Origin of the sequence: Brevibacillus sp. Leaf182, from assembly GCF_001423865.2 — a bacterium.
Classification (GTDB): Bacteria; Bacillota; Bacilli; order Brevibacillales; family Brevibacillaceae; genus Brevibacillus; species Brevibacillus brevis_C.
This window is the reverse complement of the sequence record NZ_LMPN02000022.1, coordinates 17,597-39,233: the sequence shown is the minus strand read 5'-3', so window position 1 is coordinate 39,233 and position 21,637 is coordinate 17,597. Positions and strand designations below refer to the sequence as shown.

Below are 21,637 nucleotides of genomic sequence, written 5' to 3'. Positions count from 1 at the left end.
AGGTCCCCCTTATACGTTGTCGTAACAAAAATCAGTACTCACTGTGCTCCCGCAAGCTGGCTACAGGAACACTCATCTCCTGATCCGGCTTGTTGAGCGGGTAAATCCTCGCCATGTCGTTGTCATCATCGATGTGCTGGATGTATACGGGTATTCCATCGCAGGTAACATTCGCCATAACGGGTGAAGCGGCGATTTCTTTCGCGCGCTGTTTATTCATGTTGATTCCTCCTGTCATACGTAACAGCTTTAATATGTACGTCAGCCCAGCATGGTATACTTTTTACACCTGTTGACATTCCCTAAAATATGTAATAAATTGAAGAGGAAATTACTACGATATCGTACTAAAAGGAGTCACCGGTATGCAGCAACTATACGACCTCTTTCTGAAAACCGGTTTGCGTCCGTTCGCCTTTATGTCCGATACGATGCAACTGGAAGAAAAACTGACTCGCTCCGATTTGTCGACACTCCTCATTTTGCTGTTCCGTGGAGATTTGACCATGTCAGAACTGGCGCAAGAGATGGGGGCGCCGCTTAGTTCGATGACCAGCATCGCGAAACGGCTTGAACGCAAAGGCTACATCGCGAGGGCTACCTCTGTAGAGGATCAACGGGTGAAGCTCGTCACACTAACACAACCAGGCAAACAGCTCGCAAAAGAATCGGAGCAAATGATGTTGACGATGCTGGGCAGGCTTCAGGAAGCATTTACGCCAGAAGAAATGGAGCAATTCACCGCCCTTTTACTCAAGGCAGCAAAGGTATTTCAGGACGGAGGACCTGTCAAGCCTCGTGAAACAAAGGTTCGTTCCATCAAGATCAACATTGAGGAATAGTCGGTTCGAGCCTGCTTCTTTTTTTGTCTAATTACTACGAAATCGTATTAAATGGATCGTGAAGGAGAGAGTTGAGATGAGAATCATCATTTACACCGGCAAAGGTGGGGTTGGGAAGACGAGTGTTGCAGCAGCAACGGCTGTTAAGCTGGCCAAGCAGGGAAAGAGGACGCTCGTTCTCAGTACGGATGCCGCACACAGTTTGGCTGATTCATTGGGGACGATGATCGGACCAGACCCTGTACCAATCAGCGAAAATTTATGGGGCCAGGAAGTAAACAGCTTGCGGGAAACCGAGCGCAACTGGGGGGCAGTACAGGGATGGCTGACAACATTGCTCGACAAAGCACAGTTGACTGATATTACAACGGAGGAAATGCTCGTTTTTCCTGGCATGGAGGAATTGTTCAGTTTGCTACAGATCAAGGAACACGCCATGAGCGAGCAGTTCGACGTCCTGGTAGTAGATTGTGCTCCAACCGGAGAAACACTGCGTCTGCTCAGTTATCCGAACGTATTGAATTGGTGGTTGGAGAAAATTTTTCCGACGGAGCGCAAGCTGATCAAACTGGTTCGCCCAGTGGCCAAGATCGTCAACAAAGTAGAGCTTCCTTCTGATGATGTGCTAGACAGCGTCGAGCAGCTCGCTCGGGGGCTGGAGGAAATGCAACGCATTGTTTTGGACCCGGAGATTACATCAGTGAGGATCGTCGTAAACCCGGAAAAAATGGTGCTTGCGGAAGCAAAGCGCTCGTTTACGTACCTGAATCTGTTCGGATTCAATACCGATGCCATCATCGTGAATCGGGTGCTTCCGGATGAAGTGGGAGAGGGATTTTTTGCCCACTGGCGAGAGCTGCAACGAAAGTATGAGAACGAAATCGTGGAAAACTTTCAACCGCTCCCGATTTTGAAAGCACCGATGATGCCAAAAGAAGTGATTGGGCTGCCTGTTCTAGAAGAATTGGCTGATATCGTTTTTGGAACAGAGGACCCATCCGCCAAGCTTTATCAGGGCAGGACGGAACTGATTCGAGAAGTGGACGGCGAGTTGCAGTTGGAGCTGATGATTCCTTTTGTGGATAAAGCAGCCTTGGATTTAACGCAAACAGGGGATGAATTGACCGTAAATGCGGGGGCCTACAAGCGAAAAGTCATCTTGCCACGTGTATTAATGGGACGACAGGTTACGGGAGCGAAATATGCGGAAGATCGGCTGATCATTCGTTTTAGCGCAAGGGAAGGGGCTGTTCAGCATTGAGACGTACTGGATTGAATAAAGTGCTGACGATTATCGGGAATATGGAACAGCATGGAACCGAGCAACATGTCAAAAATGCCTGCAAGGAATGGCTACTCGCATCCCGGTCAGTAATAGACAGCGTGATCGATGCGTTACAGGATGAACAAGACCGTCCGAGAGCTCATAAAATCAACATTTCCAAGGAATAGGCCAACGTGAGAGGAGAGAAATGAAATGATAAGTGGGATTAAGCGCCAAATGGGTTTCACTCTAATCTTGACAGGACTGCTGCATACGGTTGTCGGTCTCTTTTTCTACGCGGAGCCACTTCAGCAGATCCTCGCAAACGGCTTTTGGAATGCGGTAGGGCAGGAAGAAGATGCTGCTTTCTGGTTTATGATGTTTGGCTTTTTGTTGATGCTGCTCGGATATATGGCGGATTGGCTGATGAAAAAGAAGGGAATGGAGCCGCCGGCTACGTTCGGGTGGACGATTCTTGGCATATGCGTGGTCGGGGTGATTACCATGCCTGTATCGGGCTTCTGGCTAGCCTTACCACAGGCAGCCATCCTTCTGCGTAAGTGATGTAAGAAATTTGCGGATAGGCAGATGGTTCAGATAAAATGAATGTAACCATTTTCCATATGTTTCAATATCCGAGGTGATCTTCTATGAACTTCTTAGATGCCAATAACCAATGGACCCCAGAGTTTTTGGAACACATCCAAACATCCGCAAAATCATCCATCAAGCTCACACTGAAGAAAGAAGCGGCTACCTTAACGGATAGCAAGGTTGGCGGTAAGCCTTGGCTGCCGCCACAAATGCCATACCCACAGGATGAAGAAGGGAAAAACTACTTGTTTATCGCACAAATCAACTGGGCGCAAATGCCGCGACTTGATGGCTATCCCGCTCGTGGCTTGACCAGTTTTTTTGTCAAGGAGGATGATACGTTCGGATTGATCGACCAATCCTTTCAAGTGCTTCATTTTGAAGAGGTCTTTGACACACAGGAAATAGACCCCTTTCAACCAGAGGACCGCGACGTGTACAGTCCCGTTTTGGGCGGACCATACAAGCTGACAGGAAAACTAGAGTCGCAGTACGTCCCTTATCGAGATCCACAGGCGGTGAATTTTCAGCTTCCTACTGATGAGGATGAAGTGGCTTACTCGAAATATTGGGACCTCGCCGATGCAAGCGGGTCTCGGATCGGTGGATATCCCTACTTTACCCAAGAAAATGTGAATCAGAATGGGTGGGAGCTGCTCCTTCAACTGGATATGGAAGGCGACAACTACGATTACTATGTCTCGTGGGGAGATAGCGGAGTGGGCAACTTCTTCATTCGCAGGGAGGATCTGCTTCGTCTGGATTTTTCAAAGGCTTCGTATACATGGGATTGTCTATAAAAGAAAGATGGGGATACAACAATGGAGCACATACATGACGTTCAAAGCGTAATCAAAGAGTCGCAAAAGACCAGAGTGAAATACTTGTTCTTTTGGGGACATACACAGAAGGAATCAGGCACTATCGACAAATCATGCTTCAGCCAATGGTATCCTGCTGCTTTTGTAGAGGATGGCATCACGTACTTGACCGCTGAGCATTACATGATGGCGAAAAAGGCTGAACTGTTCGGTGATCTTGCCATCCGTGATGAAATACTCAGGAAAAGCCATCCAAAACAAGCCAAGGAATTGGGACGAAAGGTTCATTCCTTTGACGAGGCTGTGTGGAATGCGAACAAAACGGCGATCGTTCGCCAGGCAAACCTGTTAAAATTCAGCCAGCATGCCGATTTGAAAGCATACCTCTTGGACACAGGTGACCGCATCATTGTCGAAGCGAGTCCTTATGACCGAATATGGGGGATCGGGATGGCTCACGATCATCCGCATGCGGAACAGCCCGAAAAGTGGCGAGGAGAAAATTTGCTCGGTTTTGCATTGATGGCAGTCAGAGAGCAGTTGCGTTCGTGATATTTACGCGAAAAAGTGGTTGAGCAGACGTTGCGCTGCCAACCACTTTTTTCTATCTACTGAACGGAAAACGCATTTTTTACCTGATCAAGCGACATGACCATTTGCCCATACAGCTTGCCGTCTGATGTTGCGGGGTCATACGGATTGGACTGGGGTAAGGAGACAGCGTAGACGAGCCCATGTGTTTGTGCCAGCACATCACCCAGCGGAGGTCCTTCCATTTTGGACAGGTGATTCCAATGGGGTACCGTCATGACAAAAATGGTGAGGAGTGAGGACTGCTCCTCTTTTCGCTGATTGGGAGCGAACATAAAATGCGCTTCGTATTTCGTCGGCACATCCAGCTTGCCCTCCAGTGGCTGTTGGCGAGGGGGGCGCTTCCTCGTCGATGAGAACTCCTCCACGATGTAATTTCCTGTCCAAGAGGGAGGAATGGTAAACGTAAATGTCTCGGTGATCGGGATCGGCACCGTGAACTGATTGTTTATGGTTCGACCTTTGATATCCTCCGTTGTTGGTCTTTTGACTTCCGGATCAGGGTCAGATGGAGCCGCTTGCTGTGGCGGTGGCGCTGCTTGTGGACCTGGCAGCGAACAGGCGGAGAGTAGAAAAATGATGATGAGTCCTACATAGAAGTACGTTGCTACTTTCATTACGATCCTCCTTGATGTATAAAACACTCCCGTTTATTCATTCCACGCAAGAAGGAAAACTATTCCATAGTCCTATCGTGAATATTTATTCAATAAAACATATTTTTCTTGAATATCAGAAAATATATAATTATAATTTAAATCAGAAATCATTTCCGGTATTCGGAAAAAGGAATACGCAATTCATCCGGGAGATAAATGGGGGATAGCAGGATGATTGAGGTTAAGCAACTTGTCAAATCTTTTGGCCCGTTAACCGTGTTGAAGGGCGTTACGCTCACGGTGGAAGAAAAGGAAGTTGTTGTCTTACTTGGAGCCAGTGGTTCAGGCAAAAGTACTTTACTCCGATGTTTGAATTTTCTGGAGTTTTATGACAGCGGAGAGATTCGAATCGGTGGTCAGCAGATTGATCCACACAAGACGAATCTCAATCAGTTCCGCGCCGAGGTCGGCATGGTTTTTCAGCACTTCAATCTGTTTCCGCACAAGACCGTTTTGGAAAACTTGATCGAGGCACCTGTTCACGTCAAAGGGATGAATGCAGCAGAAGCCAAACAATTAGCGTACGAGCTCCTGAAAAAAGTGAATATGCAGGATAAAGCCGATGTCTACCCGGACATGCTCTCCGGTGGACAAAAGCAGCGGGTTGCCATTGCCCGGGCACTTGCAATGAAACCGAAGATCATGCTTTTTGATGAGCCTACCTCGGCACTCGATCCCGAGCTCGTTGGTGAAGTGCTACAGGTTATGAAGCAGCTCGCCAAAGAAGGAATGACGATGATTGTCGTGACACATGAAATGGGATTCGCTCGTGAGGTAGCAGATCGGGCGGTGTTCATGCACGATGGGCAAATTCTGGAGCAGGGACCACCGAAAGAATTCTTTGAAAACCCGCAGCATGATCGTACCAAGCAGTTTTTAGGTAGCATCCGTTAAAATCCACTAAATATAGAGATGAAAAACAGGGGGAATCACCAATGAAAAAACGTGCAAAATGGTCCGGAATTTTGTTGTCTACTGTTCTGATGGGCTCGTTGTTGCTCTCTGCTTGTGGATCACAGGAAAGTGCACCGGCAGCAGGTGGACAAGCTTCTGGAGACGGTGGAAAGAAAGATTTTACGTACGCAATGAGTGGCGTGTACAAGCCGTTTAGCTTCAAGGAAAACGGGCAACTGACTGGTTTTGACGTAGAGATCGGACAAGCACTGGCAGAAAAAATGGGCATGAACGCAGTGCCGATCACTAATCCATTCGAGACAATCATCCCTGGTCTGGACGCGAAAAAATACGACGCTGTCATTGGGAGCTTGACCGTCACACCTGACCGTCAAAAAGCTGTTCTGTTCACCAATCCATACTACCGTTCCGGTTCGCAAATTTTCGTGCAAGAGGGCAATACAACGATCAAGAGCAAAGAGGATTTGAAAGGCAAAAAAATCGGCGTCGTGAAAGCATCCAACTACTTGGATTGGGCGAAAAAGCTGACCGATGAAGACAAAATCACTCAATATGATAGCGATATCACCGCTTTGCTCGACCTGCCGACAGGACGTCTCGATGCAGTGATTACCGACCAGGTAGTTGGCTTGCGATTCATTAAAGAAGGCGGCGGAAAAGTGATTGATGTAGGCGAACCGCTCAGCTTTGACGAGCAAGCGATTGCTGTGCGCTTGGGTGACCAGGAGGCAGTGGAGCGGATCAACAAGGCATTGGATGAGATCGTCAAAGACGGTACCTATGAAAAGATCAGCCAAAAATGGTTTGGTCGCAATATCTTGCAAAAACAGTGAGTGGGCAACGGGGTGTCCGTGATGGACGCCCCCCTTTTTAACGCTTCATGTGAGGAGGATTGAACGTGATTATTGATATTTTTCTATCCAGTTATCCCCTTTTTCTAAAAGCGACATGGCTCACGGTTCAGTTGACGGCAGTTGCCCTGATCCTCGGTTGTGGGGTAGGTCTTGTCATCGCCTTTTTCCGGATATCCGATTCCAAAGTGTTGAACTACATCGCACACACCTACATTACCGTCATTCGTGGAACGCCTTTGATCGTGCAAATCTGTATTCTGTACTTCGGCTTGGCGAATATGGTGACGTTGTCCCAGTTTTGGGCAGGGGCCATCGCGCTTGCGGTTCATAATGGTGCGTATATTGCAGAAATCTTCCGAGGCTCCATCCAGTCAATCGATCGCGGGCAGATGGAGGCTTCCCGATCACTCGGAATGTCGTATCCGTTGGCGATGCGCAGAATCATTTTGCCGCAGGCGTTCCGTCGGGCGATCCCATCGCTTGGCAATCAATTTATTATCGGGTTGAAGGATTCATCGCTGGTCGCCTACGTAGGGATGCAGGATTTATGGGGAACGGGTCTCGGTGAAGCAGCTTCCAACTACAAGCAGTTGGAGACGTATATGGTCGTCGGGTTGTACTATCTCGTGCTGATCATGATCTTCTCGTATTTCGTGAACAAGCTGGAAGCAAGGCTTGCCAAAGGAAAAGCCCCCACAAAACAAACGAAAGATAACACGAGTGTTGCAGCGTAACTTTATGTCATGGAGGACGAAAGAAGGATGGTTCAATCAGTCGAACGGGCGATGAAAATTATTCGGGTACTGATTTCAGACGAAAAACATGCTTGGCCGATTTCGGAGCTGGCGAGCGCAACAGGTCTTCCAATCAGTACGCTCCACCGTTTTCTCGAATCCATGATCCAGTTCGGATTGGTTGAGCAGGATCCAGTCACCAAGCATTACAAGCCGGGATATACGTGGATGGAAATCGGTTTTATCCTGCATGAAAAGCTGAACCTGCGGGCTGTAGCGAGACCTTTCATGGAGGAGCTGGCGAATGAAGTCGAGGAGAGTATCTTCCTCAACGTATTGGCGGGGGCAGATTCGATGCCGATCGAAAAAGTAGAAAGTCCACTGAAAATACGCATAGACGAGAACCTGGGGGAGCGGATTCCTCTCACAATCGGCGCCCCTAGCAAAATCATTCTCGCGTATTTAAAGCAGGATGCGATTACAAAAGTCGTTTCCGCGCAGCTTGCGCCAGACAAGCAGCCGTCCTTTTTGGAGCAGTTGAGTGAAGCTAAGAAAAGTGGTTATGCGATCAGCTACGAGGAGAAGACGGAAGGCACCATGGCTGTTGCTGCTCCGATCATCGGCTACGGAAATCAACTCGTCGGAGCGATCTCGATCAACGCCCCGTGCTTTCGGGTGACAGAAGATCGATTGCCCCTCCTCATCGAAAAAGTGAAACGCCAAGCTACGACGATTTCGGCAAGAATCGGCGGAGCATGAGCAAACCCTCCATTCCAGCATCTGTTGGTGGAGGGTTTGCTTTTTTTAATAGGAACCATTGGATCTTTCAATTTTTTCACCTCGAAAAACTGTGTTAGTGTGAAAGAAACAGTGGGGAGGGAAGACAGACATGTTTCCATTTCGCGTCATAAATCAGGAAACCACGGAAGATGTGCTGGATATGGCCAGCGTGATTGAAGTGGTCGAGCAAGCCTATCAAATGAAATCGAGTCAGCAGGCGACGTTGTTTCCACTCATTTTTCACGAGTTCGTAGAGGGTAGAGCCGACATGGATATCAAATCAGGTCATTTGCCTCAAGCCGATATATTTGGACTCAAGCTCGTCTCGTGGTTCGGTGACAATGACAAGAAAGGCCTGCCACAATTAGTGGGTACGGTGATGGTATTGGACAGCCAAACTGGGGTACCCCAAGGGATTTTGAGTGGAGAGCACATTACTTGCATGCGTACGGGAGCGGCCGGTGGAATCGGTGCAAAGTATTTGGCACGTCCTGAATCGGAGAACCTACTGATTGTCGGGACGGGACACCAGGCTCCCTTTCAAATCATGGCGACACTGATGACGATGACAGAGATCAAGCGGGTGTTCATCTGCAATCCGCGATCACCAGAAAAGGCACAAAGCTTTGCCGCCAAAATAAAAGAGAACCTCTTGACCAGATTTGTCTCCAAATATGCAGGAGAAGAATACGAGTGTTATGCCAAGCGTTGTGACGTGCAGTTTATTGCCGTGGACAACCTCGAAGAAGCGACTAGACAAGCAGATATTATCATCACGGCAACCTCTTCACATGAACCGATGATCCAAGCGGAGTGGGTGAAGCCAGGGACACATATTACCTGCATAGGGGCAGACATGGAAGGTAAACAGGAAATCGACGAACGGCTTTTTGCAAAAGCCCGCGTCGTCGTTGATGATGTAGGACAGGCTGTACGTGTGGGAGAGACGAAGGTAGCTATAAAAAAGGGCCTGATAACAGAACGCGATATCGCAGCAGAGATCGGAAATGTCATCCCTGGTCATGCCCAAGGACGACAACATGCAGAAGAAATCACGATTTTTGACAGCACCGGGATCGCGTTTCAGGATTTACTGACGGCTGCACACATTTTGAAAATGGCGGATAAGCGCGGTGTAGGTACGATCGTTGATCTGTAAGGATGAAAGGATAGGAAAAGGAGAGGAACGAAGATGAGAATTGCACCATTTAAAGTAGAAGAATGGATGAACGCCTACGAGATGGAGGCTGTTTACAATATTGCGGAAACATGCGTCGATTCGCTGACCGTAGAAGAGTTGATTCGCCTTTCCGATGAGCCGGAAGATTTTTTTCGCGAGATGGCCCAGAAGAAGCTGACGTACGGGCATATCGAGGGTTCGCCGGAATTCCGAAGCCTCGTCGCGAGTATGTATCAAACGATGAAGCCGGAGAACATTTTGGCGATGAACGGGGCGATCGGAGCGAATTTTCTCACCTTGTTCTCGCTCGTTGCGCCTGGTGACGAAGTCATTACAGTCCATCCGACGTATCAGCAAATTTATTCGGTACCGGAGTCGTTCGGAGCGCAGGTCAAGCTGCTCAGACTTTTGCCGGAAAATGATTTTCTGCCTGATCTGGATGAGTTGCGCTCGCTCGTTACAGACAAGACCAAGCTGATCTGTATCAACAATCCGAACAATCCATCCGGAGCTTTGATGGGTGAAGGGTTGCTGCGAGAAATCGTAGAGATTGCCCGCTCCGTTGGTGCCTACCTGCTGTGTGACGAGGTGTATCGAAATTTGCATCAAGACCCGGAGGTTGTGGTGCCATCTATCGTGGACTTGTACGAAAAAGGGATTGCGACAAGCAGCATGTCCAAAGTGTTTTCATTGGCCGGCTTGCGCCTGGGATGGATTGCAGCACCTCAGGATGTGATCAAGAGCTGCTTTACGCACCGCGATTACACCACCATCAGTTGCGGGATGCTGGATGATATGCTGGCTGTCCATGCACTGAAAAACCGCGACAAGATCATGGAGCGCAACCTGAAGATCGTGCGGGACAACCTGCAAATTCTCGATGAGTGGGTAGCGAAGGAGCCGTTGGTCTCTTACGTCAAGCCGCAGGCAGGAACAACCGCGATGCTCAAGTACGAGCTGGATATCCCTTCGGAAACGTTTTGCATTGACCTGTTTAAAACGACAGGGGCGTTTTTGACACCAGGCAGTTGCTTCGACTTGGAAGGCTGGGTACGCATCGGGTACGCCTGCTCGACAGAAGTGCTTCAAGCAGGTTTATCAAAAGTATCGGAGTTTTTGGAGTCACGCAAATAAGGGATAGAGTGGGAGTGTCTCTTCGGTGGAAGAAAAGAGACACTCTTATCCTGGTATTCTAGCATGCTGGCATTTCTGATCACGATACCTAACTGGGGGGATATCATGAGTCAGCTCCATGTAGATTTGCAGCCGAAAAAGCAGAAGAAGCTGTGGGAAGTCAATGTCTTCGCGTTACTTTTTGCCGTGATTGCGATTGCGGTCATCCTGACGTATATTTTGCCTGCTGGAGAATATGGACGAGTCGAGGTGAATGGCAGAAGTGTCATTGAGCCACAGTCGTTTCAGTGGATTGAATCATCTCCAGTCAAGCCGCTCGGGCTGGTAAACAGTGTGCATACCGGTTTGGTGGAAGCTTCAGGTATTATCTTTTTTGTATTGATAATTGGCGGAACATTCGGTATTTTAACGGCTACTGGCGCGATTGAAGCGCTCATCGTCACACTATCGCGTCTGCTCAGGAATCAAGAGAAGTGGCTGATTCCCATCATGATGCTGTTTTTTGCGGCAGGCGGCTCGCTCATGGGAATGGCTGAAGAAACATTACCCTACATCGCGATCATGATTCCGCTGGCGATTGCTCTTGGTTTTGATGCTATGACTGGTGCTGCCATTGTGCTGGTAGGAGCGTCGGTCGGTTTTACATCTGCACTAATGAATCCGTTTACGGTGGGGGTTGCCCAAGGCATCGCCGAGCTGCCCACTTTTTCGGGAATGGGTTATCGAATTGCTGTTTTTGTCGTGATGTACTTCGTATCGACTGCATTCATCCTGCGGTATGCGTTGAAAGTCAAAAAAGACCGTTCGCAGGGCTTCTTTGGATTGTTTGAAGGGAAAAACACGGCGGAGCTTTTGCGTGAAGATTTGAAGCTGACGGCCAGACATAAAGGAATCTTGACTTGCTTTGTTCTCAATTTTGTCGTGTTGGTTTTTGGTGTCATTCAATATGGCTGGTATCTCACCGAGCTATCCGGAATCTTTCTGTTGCTGGGTATCATCATCGGAATCGTGGGAAGACTCGGCATCAACGAAATGGTAGACAACTTCATGAAAGGTGCTGCTGGCCTGATAGCAGGGGCTTTGGTCATTGGAGTTGCACGGGCAGTTGTTGTCGTGCTTAATGACGGTCATATACTCGATACGATTCTTTACTATTCTGCTGGTGTGTTGAATCAATTGCCTAGTGCACTTACAGCATTTGGCATGCTCGTCCTCCAAACCGTGATCAGCTTTATTGTTCCGTCTGGCAGTGGAATGGCCGCTTTGACCATGCCGATCATGGCGCCTTTGGCAGAATTAGTTGGCGTTACGCGTCAAACCGCGGTTCTTGCCTATCAGTTCGGAGATGGCATATCCAATATTTTTATTCCGACATCAGGCTATTTCATGGCTGGTTTGGCTTTGGCTGGCATCCCGTGGTTGCGCTGGATGAAATGGATTATGCCGCTGATCCTGATGCAGTACGGAATTGCGACAGTAGCAGTCGTCGTCGCGCATCTGATTGGTTATGGACCATATTGACGGGAGGAGATCTTGAATGGCACTTTGCACACCAACTCTTGCACAATGGGCCATCAGTGAACGACGATACTTGCATCAATATCCAGAACTGTCTGGTCAGGAGTATCAGACAGCGGCCTATGTTCGGAAGTATTTACAGGAATGGAAAATGGAACTGATTCCATGTGAGCCGCCGAATGTGATCGGCATTTTGCGGGGGACGGATGGCAAGAAAACCATTGCGTTAAGGGCGGATATGGATGCGCTACCGATCGTTGAAGAGGGAGAGAAGGCGTATCTCTCGAAAAATGAAGGGGTCGCTCATGTATGCGGTCACGATGGACATACGGCCATTTTGCTAGCAGCAGCCAAATGGCTCTCGGAAAACCGCGCAGACGTAGCACCAAATGTGCTTTTTCTATTTCAATCCTCAGAAGAAATGCTCCCTAGTGGAGCACAAGCTATCGTCCGTCAAGGTGTAATTGATGATGTGGATGCTGTCTTTGGGCTGCATCTCTGGCAGCCTCTTGAGAAAGGAAAGATCGGAATCAGTACAGGCGCGATGATGGCGTCTGCTGATGACCTGCGCATCGTCATAACCGGACGTGGAGGACACGGCTCGATGCCGCACGAAACAGTCGATCCGATCTATGTGGCGAGCCAGGTGATAAACGCGGTACAAGGAATCGTGGCGCGAAGCGTTAATCCGATCGAACCTGCGGTCATTTCCATCTGTCGGATGGAAGCTGGCTCGACCTATAACGTCATCCCGAATCAGGCTGTTTTATACGGAACGCTGCGGGCGCAGTCGGAAAAGACGAGGCAGCTCTTGGCTCGCGAGCTGAAGCAGAAGATTGAGGCATTGTGTTTGGCATGGGGCGCAGATGGTGAAGTCATCGTGGATTGGGGGACGCCACCTGTTGTCAACGATGAGCAGATGAGCCGATTCGTTGCTGACGTCGTAGCCGATCAATTTGGCGAGAGTTCTCTTGCTTATGTGGAGCCGGTTATGGGGGGCGAGGACTTTTCTTACTATTTGGAGCGCAAGCCTGGCAGTTTTATTTTTATCGGAATGGGTGGAGAAAAGAGCAGCTATCCCCACCATCATCCGCGTTTTGACATTGATGAGGATGTCATTCCGACTGCTGTGGAACTATTGATTCAATTAGTGAAAAGATTTTAACAAGGAGGAGTAGTTCATGTCGTTGTCCGTATCCTTTCTCGATATTGTAAAAGCTCACAAGAATTTAAAGGGGCAGGTTATCCATACCCCGTTACTATCATCACCCGCGCTGTCTGCCATCACAGATGCCGATGTCTGGCTGAAGCTGGAATGCCATCAGATAACAGGTTCATTCAAGGCGCGGGGTGCGCTTAACAAAATCGCATCCTTGACGGAAGAGGAGCTAGCTCGGGGCGTGATTACTGCTTCAGCAGGCAACCATGCACAAGGGGTCGCGTATGCGGCAGCGCTTCGAGGGGTGTCAGCCTTGATTGTCGTACCAAAAACCGCACCAGAGACCAAAAAAGCGGGGATCAAGCGCTACGGTGCGGAGTTGGTCGTGTATGGAGACAGCTATGATGACGCAGAAAGTCACGCCTATGAACTGGCGAAAGAAACGGGGCGAACGTTCGTCCACGCCTTTGAAGACAACGAGATCATAGCAGGTCAAGGGACAGCAGCGCTGGAGGCTCTTTTGGAAGAGCCGGATTTTGACGTCATTCTCGTACCTGCTGGTGGCGGCGGGTTAATTTGCGGAGTGGCGCTCGCAGCAAAGGCAATCAATCCGGATGTGCAGGTGATTGGGATTCAGACACACGCGTCTCCGCCCTGGTACTACTCGTTCCGCGAAAAGCGGTTGGCTGATGTGGTATATAGTGATTCGCTCGCAGAAGGTCTTCATGGGGGAATTACACAAGGCAATCTGGACTTGGCTCTGCAGATCGTCGATGACTTCCTGCTCGTAGAGGAAGAACATGTTGCTCAAGCCATGTGCTGGCTGGCAAAGGAGCATCATCTGATGGTAGAAGGCTCAGGGGCGGTAGGTATCGCTGCACTCATGCAGGGAACGGTACCCGAACTGGGAGGGAAAAAGGTGCTGACGATCGTGAGCGGAAGTAATGTTGATGCTCGCAAGCTGGCGAGTATTATAGGGAAGCACGTATAGGGTATCGGTTGAACATAGAGCCACTCTCGGCTACACTTTTTCTAACAGAGGTTGTTCAAAAAGCCGACTTTTTGAACACGCACTTACACGAAGAATGGGTGTCGTTCGGTGAGGGAGTGGATAATCAATCATGGAGTTACGCAATCTGAAGACATTTCAGGTCGTTGCCGAGCATCTGAACTTGACGAAAGCTGCTGAGCAACTCGGATACAGCCAGCCTACGATTACACTCCAGATTCAAGCTTTGGAGCGGGAGCTGGGACATCCTTTGCTCAATCGGGTAGGCAAGCGCACGTTTTTGACACCGGCTGGAAAAATAGTGAAACAGCATACGGATCAGCTTTTCTACGTTCTCCAGCACATGGCGGAGGGACTTAATTACTTAGACATGCCTGTAGGACCGCTGGTCGTGGCGGCCCCGGAGTTTTATTGCATCCAATACATGCCCCAAATCCTGAAAGCATATGTGGAGACACATCCACAGGTCAATCTGCAGGTGATTTCATGCACCAGTCAGGAGACTTTGAAAAAAATCCAAGCCCACGAGGCGGATATTGGGATCATTGCGGGCACCACCTCGCAACCAGGTATTCATTCCAGTGTCGTGGACTTAGAACAATTCACTTTGATTGCTTCTCCTGATTTGATAAAGGACAAAACACTGGCAGATGCACTCCTGACCTTTCCTTTTTTGTCCTATCAGGAGGGATGCAATCTCGATGAATTTATTACCCAATGCCTGTTGGAGTTAAACTACATCCCACCCTCTGTCATTAAATGTAGCAGCGAAGAAACGATCAAACGGTCAGTCCTGAATCAAACAGGCATAGCCCTGCTCAGTAAGGTTCTCGTGGAAAAAGAGCTTCAAAAAGGAGAACTAATCGAGCTGTACCGCTTTTCCAAGAAAGCAGAAACATCGCTGGTCTGTCTGGATCGCCGAAGAGAAGAACCAGCAATCCAGACCTTTATGGAGCTCGTCAAAGACGTCTGGTTATCCGTAAGAGAAGAGTAGTCATGACAAGGGGCTGTCTAAGAAGTCCCTCAAAAGTAAAGAAGCTGGGAAAAAAGGTTTCGTTTTTTCCAGCTTCTTTTTCGTTTGTATTGTCTGAGTCTGATGTTTATACAATTAGAATGTGGGGCAAATTGTCTCTTGGAAACAATATTATCTTCTTGCACCTCTAGAACGAGGATTGTTTGCGTGATATATTTTTTTATTTCTTTCATTTTTGTGTGGAACGGCCATGATATTGTAAAATGACAGAAGGTAAGAGAAATAGGAGATGACAACAAATGAGTAAGCAAGTAAACGAAACCGAACTCGTTTCGCATGTAGCTACGAAAACAAAAGTAGACCCGGAAAAAATCAAGATCGTACTCAAGCATGAGCAAGCGTACATGAACAGTGCGAAGGCAGATGCAAAAGGTGATGTCGACGTTGATTTTGATGATCTCGTAGATTACGTCATGAGTAAGTCAGATGTAAAGCTGGATGAGATCACCGTCGAGAAGATCCTGGATGTAGAGATGGAATACTTGATTAAAAAAGGAATCGCTGGATACATAGACTAATAGAGGATTTCTGGTTATCAGGAAAAGAAGAGTAGGGTTCCAAGCACATTTCCCCTGTAGAGGGTGATGTGCTTTTTTATATATCTGAATGACAGTGGCTGCGGTGGGGAGAAGAATATTTCCAGTCTAGGCTCCAGGCTCCGTCCCGCTGAGGGTTGAGACTGTCCGCTCCGAAGGGATTCGCGGGGAAACGCAAAAGTGGTAGCCGCTACGTCGCATGGGCACGGTTGCGTTTCTTTTGCCCGCAAATCCCTTCTCCGCTAGGTAGGACTCCACAAGTCGCTACGTCTGGAAATATTCTTCTCTGTCGGAACTGATGAGATTCTTCAATCTAGTAAGGCTTTTAAACCCGTTTAACACGGAAAGCTCGTAGAGGAAACAGGAGAAAAAAGCGAAGATCTTAGGGACACCGACCGAGGCGCAATGAAAAAAAGAGAAACAAGCTCTTAGCGTCCACCTCTGAGACGCCTACTGAATGGACGACTTTGGACGCGGGTTTCGCTTTTTTTCATGGAGCCGGGCAGTGAATCCCACAGGGGGTGGACCTAGAAGCTGAGCGTTTTCTCCTGTTTCCTCCCCGCCACAACAGCGTGAAGACCACATTTTTAGTATTTTTTAACAATGAATATATATACTAAAAAATCCAAAAAATATCTAAAAGACAAATGTAAATTGTTTGACTATTTGGAGTCGCTGTGCCTATAATTTGGTTATCTTTGTTAGTAATGTTAACTAACTGTGTGGCGGTGATCGATGAAGCGTGCATGCTCCCAAAAAAACAGGTAATAGCAAACTCGTGAAAAAACTGAATAAAGAAGAAGTATTGCAGCAGGTCGTCTTGCACGGGCAAATTTCCCGCGCGGATATCTCCAAACAGACACAGCTCAGCCGTCCATGTGTTTCCGCACTCGTAGATGAAATGATCCAGGAAGGACTCCTGCAAGAAGTAGGAATGGGCGATTCCAAAGGCGGCCGCAAGCCGATTTTGTTGGAGTACAACTACCAGGCCTACGCCATTGCCGGCGCGATTTTTGAAGGATCTACCCTGGACATGGCCATCGCCGATATGAAAGGTGAGTTTTTGGCTCGCTATCGAAAACGGCTGGCACAACCAGCGAATGGTGAAACCGTCATCGAAGATTTGGCCGCTGGACTTGATCGTTTGTTGCGTGAAAGTGGCATCCCGCGAGAGCGCCTGCTCGGAATGGGTGTCGGTTTGCAAGGGGTCACACAGCGTGGCAGTGGAACCGTCAGCTTTTCACCCAGCACAGGCTGGATGGGTTCACCGATTCAGCAGACCATCGAAGCGCGACTCGGACTGCCCGTCATTATCGACAATGACGTGAATATGATGACACTGGGCGAGTACGTCCGTGGAGCAGGGGTCGGCCATACCAACGTCGTCTACATGTACGTAGGAACGGGGATTGGGGCCGGGATCATTTTGGATGGACAGTTTTATCGGGGGAGTCGTGAGGCAGCAGGAGAAATCGGCTTCATGATGATCGGCCCGGTACATAATCGCCCGAATGGCGCGTCAGGCGTGTTTGAGACGCATTATTCGATTCCGGGCATCCAAGAGCAGGCTAAGGGGTTTCTCTCTGACCTTCAGGAAGGGTCGAGTGTCATAGAAGAGCTGATCCGGCACGCCAAACAAAATGCAGAAGCAAAAGAGCTTCTTGCAGATGTGTATCGACATTGGGCGTACGGAATGGCGAACATCATCAGTATTTTGAACCCGGAAATATTGATCCTGAGCGGGGAGATGGTCCACGTCGATGGTGAAGGGGTGAAGCAAATTCACGAATGGCTGAGAGAATGGGTGCCTGAGGTACCTAATCTCGAAAAAGCGAGTCTGGGGGAGCGAGCTGGTTTGATTGGTGCTGTCCACAGTGTTTTGGAAGCGTTTCCTTTCACACGACTGCTTGACAAAGAGTGAGAAGAACAAGAGGGGGAGTTCGTTTTGAAGAAGACAACTAGCAAGCTGAAAACATGGATGAAGGGCGTATTTGTCAGCTCCTTGGCTCTGACTGTGGCTGCGTGCGGCACTGGAGGACAGGAAGCAAAGCCTGCCGACAATGGAGGCCAATCTGGCACGGCTGCTCAGCCTGCTGATTCATCGGGTGACCCACAAAAACTGGTGATTTACACCGGACGGGACAAAAACATTTTTGAAATCGTATTGCCAAAATTCAATGAAAAGTACCCGAACATTGAAGTGGAAACACTCGAAATGGGTGCCCAACAAATTTTGGAGCGCGTTCGTGCAGAGAAAGCGAATCCGCAGGCTGACTTCTGGTGGGGCGGTACCCAATCTGCTCTAGCGACAGCAGCCAATGAAGATCTGCTGGAGCCTTACAAGCCGACTTTTGCAGACAAGGTTCCGGATTTGTACAAAGATCCGCAAGATCGCTGGTACGGCGAAATGCTATTGCCAGAGGTTATCATGTACAACTCGCAGGTGCTGAAGCCAGAAGAAGCTCCGCAAGATTGGGATGAATTGATCGATCCGAAATTCAAAGACAAGATCGTGATCCGAAACGTACTGCCGTCCGGCACCATGCGTACCATTTATTCCGCAATGATCTTCCGTCAAGGGGCGGATACTCCTGAAAAAGGTTATGAATGGCTGACCAAGCTCGATGCCAATACAAAAGAGTACACGCAAGACCCGACCAACCTGTATCTGAAGCTGGATCGTCAGGAGGGCGTCATCTCCCTGTGGAATCTCCAAGACGTTCTGATCCAAAGCAAAAAGAACAACCATCCGTATGACTTCATTTATCCGAAGAGCGGGGCACCGATTCTGGTAGATGGCGTGGCTCTGGTAAAAGGCGCGAAAAACCTGGACGCAGCGAAAAAGTTCATGGAATTCTTGATGAGTCCTGAAATTGCTGCCCAATTGGCGAAGGAGCGCTTCCAGTTCCCATCTCGTACAGACATCAGCAAGGACGAACTGCCAGACTTCATGAAAAATCTCGAACTGAAGCCGATGGAACTCGATTGGGCTGTCATGGCTGAAAAAGAAAAAGAGTGGATGCAGCATTGGGATGAAAACATCAAGGGGAAAGGCAAGAAGTAAGGAAGGTTTTTTAAAAGCAGCTAGGCGGGAAGGAGTTGTCCTTTCCGTCTAGTCACATATAGAAGTTGTTTTTATACGGACGCAGCTTGAAATGACTTGCGATGAAGGAGGAAACACAACCCGATGAGCAGCGTAACACTTGATCACGTTCACAAAAGGTTTGGCCAAGCAAAAGGGGTCGAAGATGTTCACATTCATATCGAATCAGGAGAGTTTTTTACTTTTCTCGGTCCGAGTGGCTGCGGCAAAACGACTACCCTGCGCATGATTGCCGGCTTTTATTATCCAACGGAAGGCCATATCCGCTTTGGATCACAGGAGGTTACATCTCTTCCTCCCCATAAACGCAATACCGGGATGGTATTCCAAAACTACGCGTTGTTCCCGCACATGACTGTTTTTGAAAATATCGCGTTTGGCTTGCAGGTTCGGAAAGTCAACAAAACCGATGCAAAAGAGCGTGTAGAGCGGATCATGAAGCTAGTCCGTCTGGAAGGCTATGGCGAACGCCGTATTGATCAGCTTTCTGGAGGACAACAGCAACGGGTAGCACTGGCACGGGCGCTGGTCATCGAGCCGCAGATTCTGCTGTTGGATGAGCCGCTGTCCAATCTGGATGCGAAGCTTCGAGAAGAGACACGCTTCGAAATCAAGAGACTCCAGTTGGAGCTGGGGATTACGACGATTTACGTTACACACGATCAGGCAGAAGCGATGTCGATGTCAGATCGGATTATGGTCATGCAGAGCGGAGAAGTGCAGCAGATCGGAACACCGCATGAGATTTACCATCGTCCTGTAAACCGTTTTGTCGCTTCTTTTATCGGCGAGACGAATCTGTGGGAAGGGACAGTTACAGGGTTTGACGGCGATGAAGTGCTGGTTCGCACGGCTTCTGGACAAATGCTAAGCGGATTTAAGGAAAATGCTTCTCCACGTGCACAGTTGTCAGTTGGGGAGAAAGTAACAATGTCCATTCGTCCTGAATCCGTTCTGGAGAGTACAGGAAACGAAGGACAAAATGTAGTGACAGGCTCTGTTGTTATGTCTGAATTTACAGGGGCGTGTGTCAATTACGTCACGGAAGTAGGAACGGAGAGCTTGCGCAGCATGTCCATCAACCTGGGACGACCGATTAAACAGCGCGGCGATGCCATCGGCCTACATATACCGAAAGAGAGCATTTATTTTGCCGGATAAGGGGGAAGAAGCTTTTGAGAGCAGAGTTGCAGCAAGCGCCGACAGCAGCCAGACGAAAGTCCATCACCGCTTCACCCGCCTTCGTCTACGTGCTGGTATCGCCACTCTTTTTAATATTGTTGGCTTATGTCATTTATCCATTGTTCGAAACGTTCGTTGCGAGTATCAAAATCGATGAAGAAATTACGTGGAAAAACTACATTCGCTTCTTCAGCCTGGAGCATACCGCCAACCTGGAAGCGTTGTGGAACAGTATTTACATATCGGTTCTGAGTGTTGTTACGTGCGGAATTGTTGGTGTCGCGATGGCGTTTTTATTGGAACGCTATGATTTCCCTGGACGAAAAATACTTTCTGTGCTGGCTTTGGTTCCGATGGCATTGCCTCCACTCATTGGCGTTCTCTCGTTTACCTTTTTGTACGGAGAGAGCGGAATCATTCCACGGGCGATCAAAGAGCTGTTCGGGCTTGCCCAGGTTCCTTTCTCATTAAAAGGAATTTGGGGTGTGGTCGTCGTTCATACGTTTACGATGTACACCTATTTCTTCATGACAGCAACGGCAGCAATCAAGGGACTCGACCCGTCCTTGGAAGAGGCGGCAGCCAGTCTTGGAGCGAATCGCTTTACCGTTTGGCGGCGCATTATTTTGCCGATGCTCACGCCAGCCATGGTCGCGTCTTCTCTGTTGGTTTTCATGATTTCGATGGCTTCTTATACGGCACCGCTCATTTTCGGAATTGACCGGACGATGACGATGCAAATCTATCTGTCTCGCACCAATGGAGATTTGGACATGGCTGCGACACAGTCTACGATTCTTTCGATTGTTTCTGTGGCTTTTCTTTTGATCATGCGTTGGTACCAAGGCGCGCGCAACTACCAGAACTTGAGCAAAGGAGTCAGCGTGCATCGTACCGAGATTAAGAGCAAAGCGGGACGCTACACCACGATTGTGCTGTCTTTTATCGGTACAGTCATTCTGATGCTGCCAATTCTCGTATTGGTACTCATCTCCTTCTCGGTGGATGGTACCTGGACGGTGCAAATATTACCTCCGGAGTATACCCTATCGCATTACATGGATTTGTTCACGGATAGCAAGACATGGCGTCCGATTCTGAACAGCTTGCAGTTGTCTGCTATCGCGGTAATCGGGATCGTCATTTTCGGTGTAGCTGCGGCATATGCCATGGTTCGCCTCAAGTTTCGCGGGAAAACGCTTCTTGATGTGTTGATCATGCTGCCATGGGCATTGCCAGGGACAGTTGTGGCGATCAACCTGATTGCAGCGTTCAGTGAGCCGAATGCATTCAGTTTTGGTCAGGTTTTGATCGGAACATTCTGGATTATCCCGTTGGCGTATTTTGTCCGACATCTACCACTTGTGTTTCGCTCTACAAATGCGACTTTGATGCAGATGGACCCATCTGTCGAGGAGGCTGCGCGGAATCTGGGTGCTTCCTGGTGGTACAGCTTCAGACGTGTCGTGTTCCCGATGGCTTGGGGTGGAATTCTCGCAGGTACGCTTTTGGCATTCGTTCAGTGTATCGGGGAGTTCGTAGCTTCGATTTTGATTTTTACACCGAAGACGACGCCATTGTCTGTCGCGGTATTCCAACGCATGTACAGTAATGAATTCGGCACCGCTTGCGCCTATGGTGTCTTGCAAATCGTGGTCATCATCATCGTGTTGTTCATCTCTAGAAAACTGACCGGAGATAAAGCGGGAACGGCCGTGTAAAGCTGGAT

Annotated in this window: 23 protein-coding genes; 21 read left to right on the top strand and 2 right to left on the bottom strand. The window is 48.8% G+C overall.

Annotation, left to right across the window (positions count from 1 at the left end):
- Nucleotides 1–31 precede the first annotated feature (31 nt).
- Nucleotides 32–220, bottom strand: coding sequence for an H-type small acid-soluble spore protein (locus ASG16_RS13170; RefSeq protein WP_048034314.1), 189 nt, complete (start codon nt 218–220; stop codon nt 32–34).
- A gap of 145 nt (nt 221–365) precedes the next feature.
- Here ASG16_RS13170 and ASG16_RS13165 point away from each other — a divergent pair, with 145 nt between their 5' ends.
- From ASG16_RS13165 to ybiA, 6 genes are all read left to right on the top strand, one after another.
- Nucleotides 366–842 carry a MarR family winged helix-turn-helix transcriptional regulator gene (locus tag ASG16_RS13165; protein WP_056491225.1) on the top strand — a complete coding sequence of 159 codons (477 nt, stop codon included), beginning with the start codon at nt 366–368 and terminating at the stop codon, nt 840–842.
- Nucleotides 843–918: 76 nt separating this feature from the next.
- Nucleotides 919–2,103 (top strand): ArsA family ATPase, encoded by a 1,185-nt coding sequence (locus ASG16_RS13160; RefSeq protein WP_056491227.1) that lies wholly within the window; start codon nt 919–921, stop codon nt 2,101–2,103.
- On the top strand, nt 2,100–2,294 hold the full coding sequence (locus tag ASG16_RS13155; protein WP_056491229.1) for a hypothetical protein: 195 nt from the start codon (nt 2,100–2,102) through the stop codon (nt 2,292–2,294). Before ASG16_RS13160 ends, ASG16_RS13155 begins: the two co-directional genes overlap by 4 nt.
- A 25-nt stretch (nt 2,295–2,319) precedes the next feature.
- Complete coding sequence (locus ASG16_RS13150) at nt 2,320–2,670, top strand: DUF6463 family protein (RefSeq protein ID WP_056491231.1); 351 nt, start codon at nt 2,320–2,322, stop codon at nt 2,668–2,670.
- Between the two features lie 86 nt (nt 2,671–2,756).
- The gene (locus ASG16_RS13145) at nt 2,757–3,500 is read left to right on the top strand and encodes a YwqG family protein (protein ID WP_056491232.1); all 744 of its coding nucleotides are present in this window, start codon (nt 2,757–2,759) and stop codon (nt 3,498–3,500) included.
- Nucleotides 3,501–3,521: 21 nt separating this feature from the next.
- Nucleotides 3,522–4,073 (top strand): riboflavin biosynthesis intermediates N-glycosidase, encoded by a 552-nt coding sequence (ybiA, locus tag ASG16_RS13140; protein WP_048034309.1) that lies wholly within the window; start codon nt 3,522–3,524, stop codon nt 4,071–4,073.
- Between the two features lie 56 nt (nt 4,074–4,129).
- On the opposite strand, the gene ASG16_RS13135 is transcribed toward ybiA, so the two are convergent.
- Nucleotides 4,130–4,729 carry a hypothetical protein gene (locus tag ASG16_RS13135; protein WP_056491235.1) on the bottom strand — a complete coding sequence of 200 codons (600 nt, stop codon included), beginning with the start codon at nt 4,727–4,729 and terminating at the stop codon, nt 4,130–4,132.
- A gap of 213 nt (nt 4,730–4,942) precedes the next feature.
- Here ASG16_RS13135 and ASG16_RS13130 point away from each other — a divergent pair, with 213 nt between their 5' ends.
- From ASG16_RS13130 to ASG16_RS13055, 15 genes are all read left to right on the top strand, one after another.
- The gene (locus tag ASG16_RS13130) at nt 4,943–5,665 is read left to right on the top strand and encodes an amino acid ABC transporter ATP-binding protein (protein ID WP_048034307.1); all 723 of its coding nucleotides are present in this window, start codon (nt 4,943–4,945) and stop codon (nt 5,663–5,665) included.
- A gap of 41 nt (nt 5,666–5,706) precedes the next feature.
- Nucleotides 5,707–6,519: an ABC transporter substrate-binding protein gene (locus ASG16_RS13125; RefSeq protein ID WP_056491237.1), complete on the top strand. Its 813-nt coding sequence runs from the start codon at nt 5,707–5,709 to the stop codon at nt 6,517–6,519.
- Between the two features lie 65 nt (nt 6,520–6,584).
- On the top strand, nt 6,585–7,274 hold the full coding sequence (locus tag ASG16_RS13120; protein ID WP_056491238.1) for an amino acid ABC transporter permease: 690 nt from the start codon (nt 6,585–6,587) through the stop codon (nt 7,272–7,274).
- A 27-nt stretch (nt 7,275–7,301) separates the two neighbouring features.
- On the top strand, nt 7,302–8,033 hold the full coding sequence (locus ASG16_RS13115; protein WP_048034304.1) for an IclR family transcriptional regulator: 732 nt from the start codon (nt 7,302–7,304) through the stop codon (nt 8,031–8,033).
- Between the two features lie 130 nt (nt 8,034–8,163).
- Nucleotides 8,164–9,213, top strand: a complete 1,050-nt coding sequence (locus ASG16_RS13110; protein WP_056491239.1) for an ornithine cyclodeaminase family protein — start codon at nt 8,164–8,166, stop codon at nt 9,211–9,213.
- A gap of 33 nt (nt 9,214–9,246) precedes the next feature.
- Nucleotides 9,247–10,368, top strand: a complete 1,122-nt coding sequence (locus tag ASG16_RS13105; RefSeq protein WP_056491241.1) for an aminotransferase — start codon at nt 9,247–9,249, stop codon at nt 10,366–10,368.
- Between the two features lie 105 nt (nt 10,369–10,473).
- On the top strand, nt 10,474–11,889 hold the full coding sequence (locus ASG16_RS13100; protein ID WP_056491243.1) for a YfcC family protein: 1,416 nt from the start codon (nt 10,474–10,476) through the stop codon (nt 11,887–11,889).
- A 16-nt stretch (nt 11,890–11,905) separates the two neighbouring features.
- Nucleotides 11,906–13,051 (top strand): M20 metallopeptidase family protein, encoded by a 1,146-nt coding sequence (locus ASG16_RS13095; protein WP_056491245.1) that lies wholly within the window; start codon nt 11,906–11,908, stop codon nt 13,049–13,051.
- Nucleotides 13,052–13,067: 16 nt separating this feature from the next.
- Nucleotides 13,068–14,036: a threonine ammonia-lyase gene (locus tag ASG16_RS13090; protein WP_056491246.1), complete on the top strand. Its 969-nt coding sequence runs from the start codon at nt 13,068–13,070 to the stop codon at nt 14,034–14,036.
- Between the two features lie 130 nt (nt 14,037–14,166).
- Nucleotides 14,167–15,048, top strand: coding sequence for a LysR family transcriptional regulator (locus tag ASG16_RS13085; RefSeq protein WP_056491248.1), 882 nt, complete (start codon nt 14,167–14,169; stop codon nt 15,046–15,048).
- A 278-nt stretch (nt 15,049–15,326) separates the two neighbouring features.
- Complete coding sequence (locus ASG16_RS13080; RefSeq protein WP_056491250.1) at nt 15,327–15,605, top strand: hypothetical protein; 279 nt, start codon at nt 15,327–15,329, stop codon at nt 15,603–15,605.
- Between the two features lie 760 nt (nt 15,606–16,365).
- The gene (locus ASG16_RS13070; protein ID WP_056491252.1) at nt 16,366–17,544 is read left to right on the top strand and encodes an ROK family protein; all 1,179 of its coding nucleotides are present in this window, start codon (nt 16,366–16,368) and stop codon (nt 17,542–17,544) included.
- Nucleotides 17,545–17,568: 24 nt separating this feature from the next.
- Nucleotides 17,569–18,687 (top strand): extracellular solute-binding protein, encoded by a 1,119-nt coding sequence (locus ASG16_RS13065; RefSeq protein ID WP_056491254.1) that lies wholly within the window; start codon nt 17,569–17,571, stop codon nt 18,685–18,687.
- Between the two features lie 123 nt (nt 18,688–18,810).
- Complete coding sequence (locus ASG16_RS13060; RefSeq protein ID WP_048034297.1) at nt 18,811–19,887, top strand: ABC transporter ATP-binding protein; 1,077 nt, start codon at nt 18,811–18,813, stop codon at nt 19,885–19,887.
- Between the two features lie 14 nt (nt 19,888–19,901).
- Nucleotides 19,902–21,629, top strand: coding sequence for an ABC transporter permease (locus ASG16_RS13055; RefSeq protein ID WP_048034296.1), 1,728 nt, complete (start codon nt 19,902–19,904; stop codon nt 21,627–21,629).
- Nucleotides 21,630–21,637 lie beyond the last annotated feature (8 nt).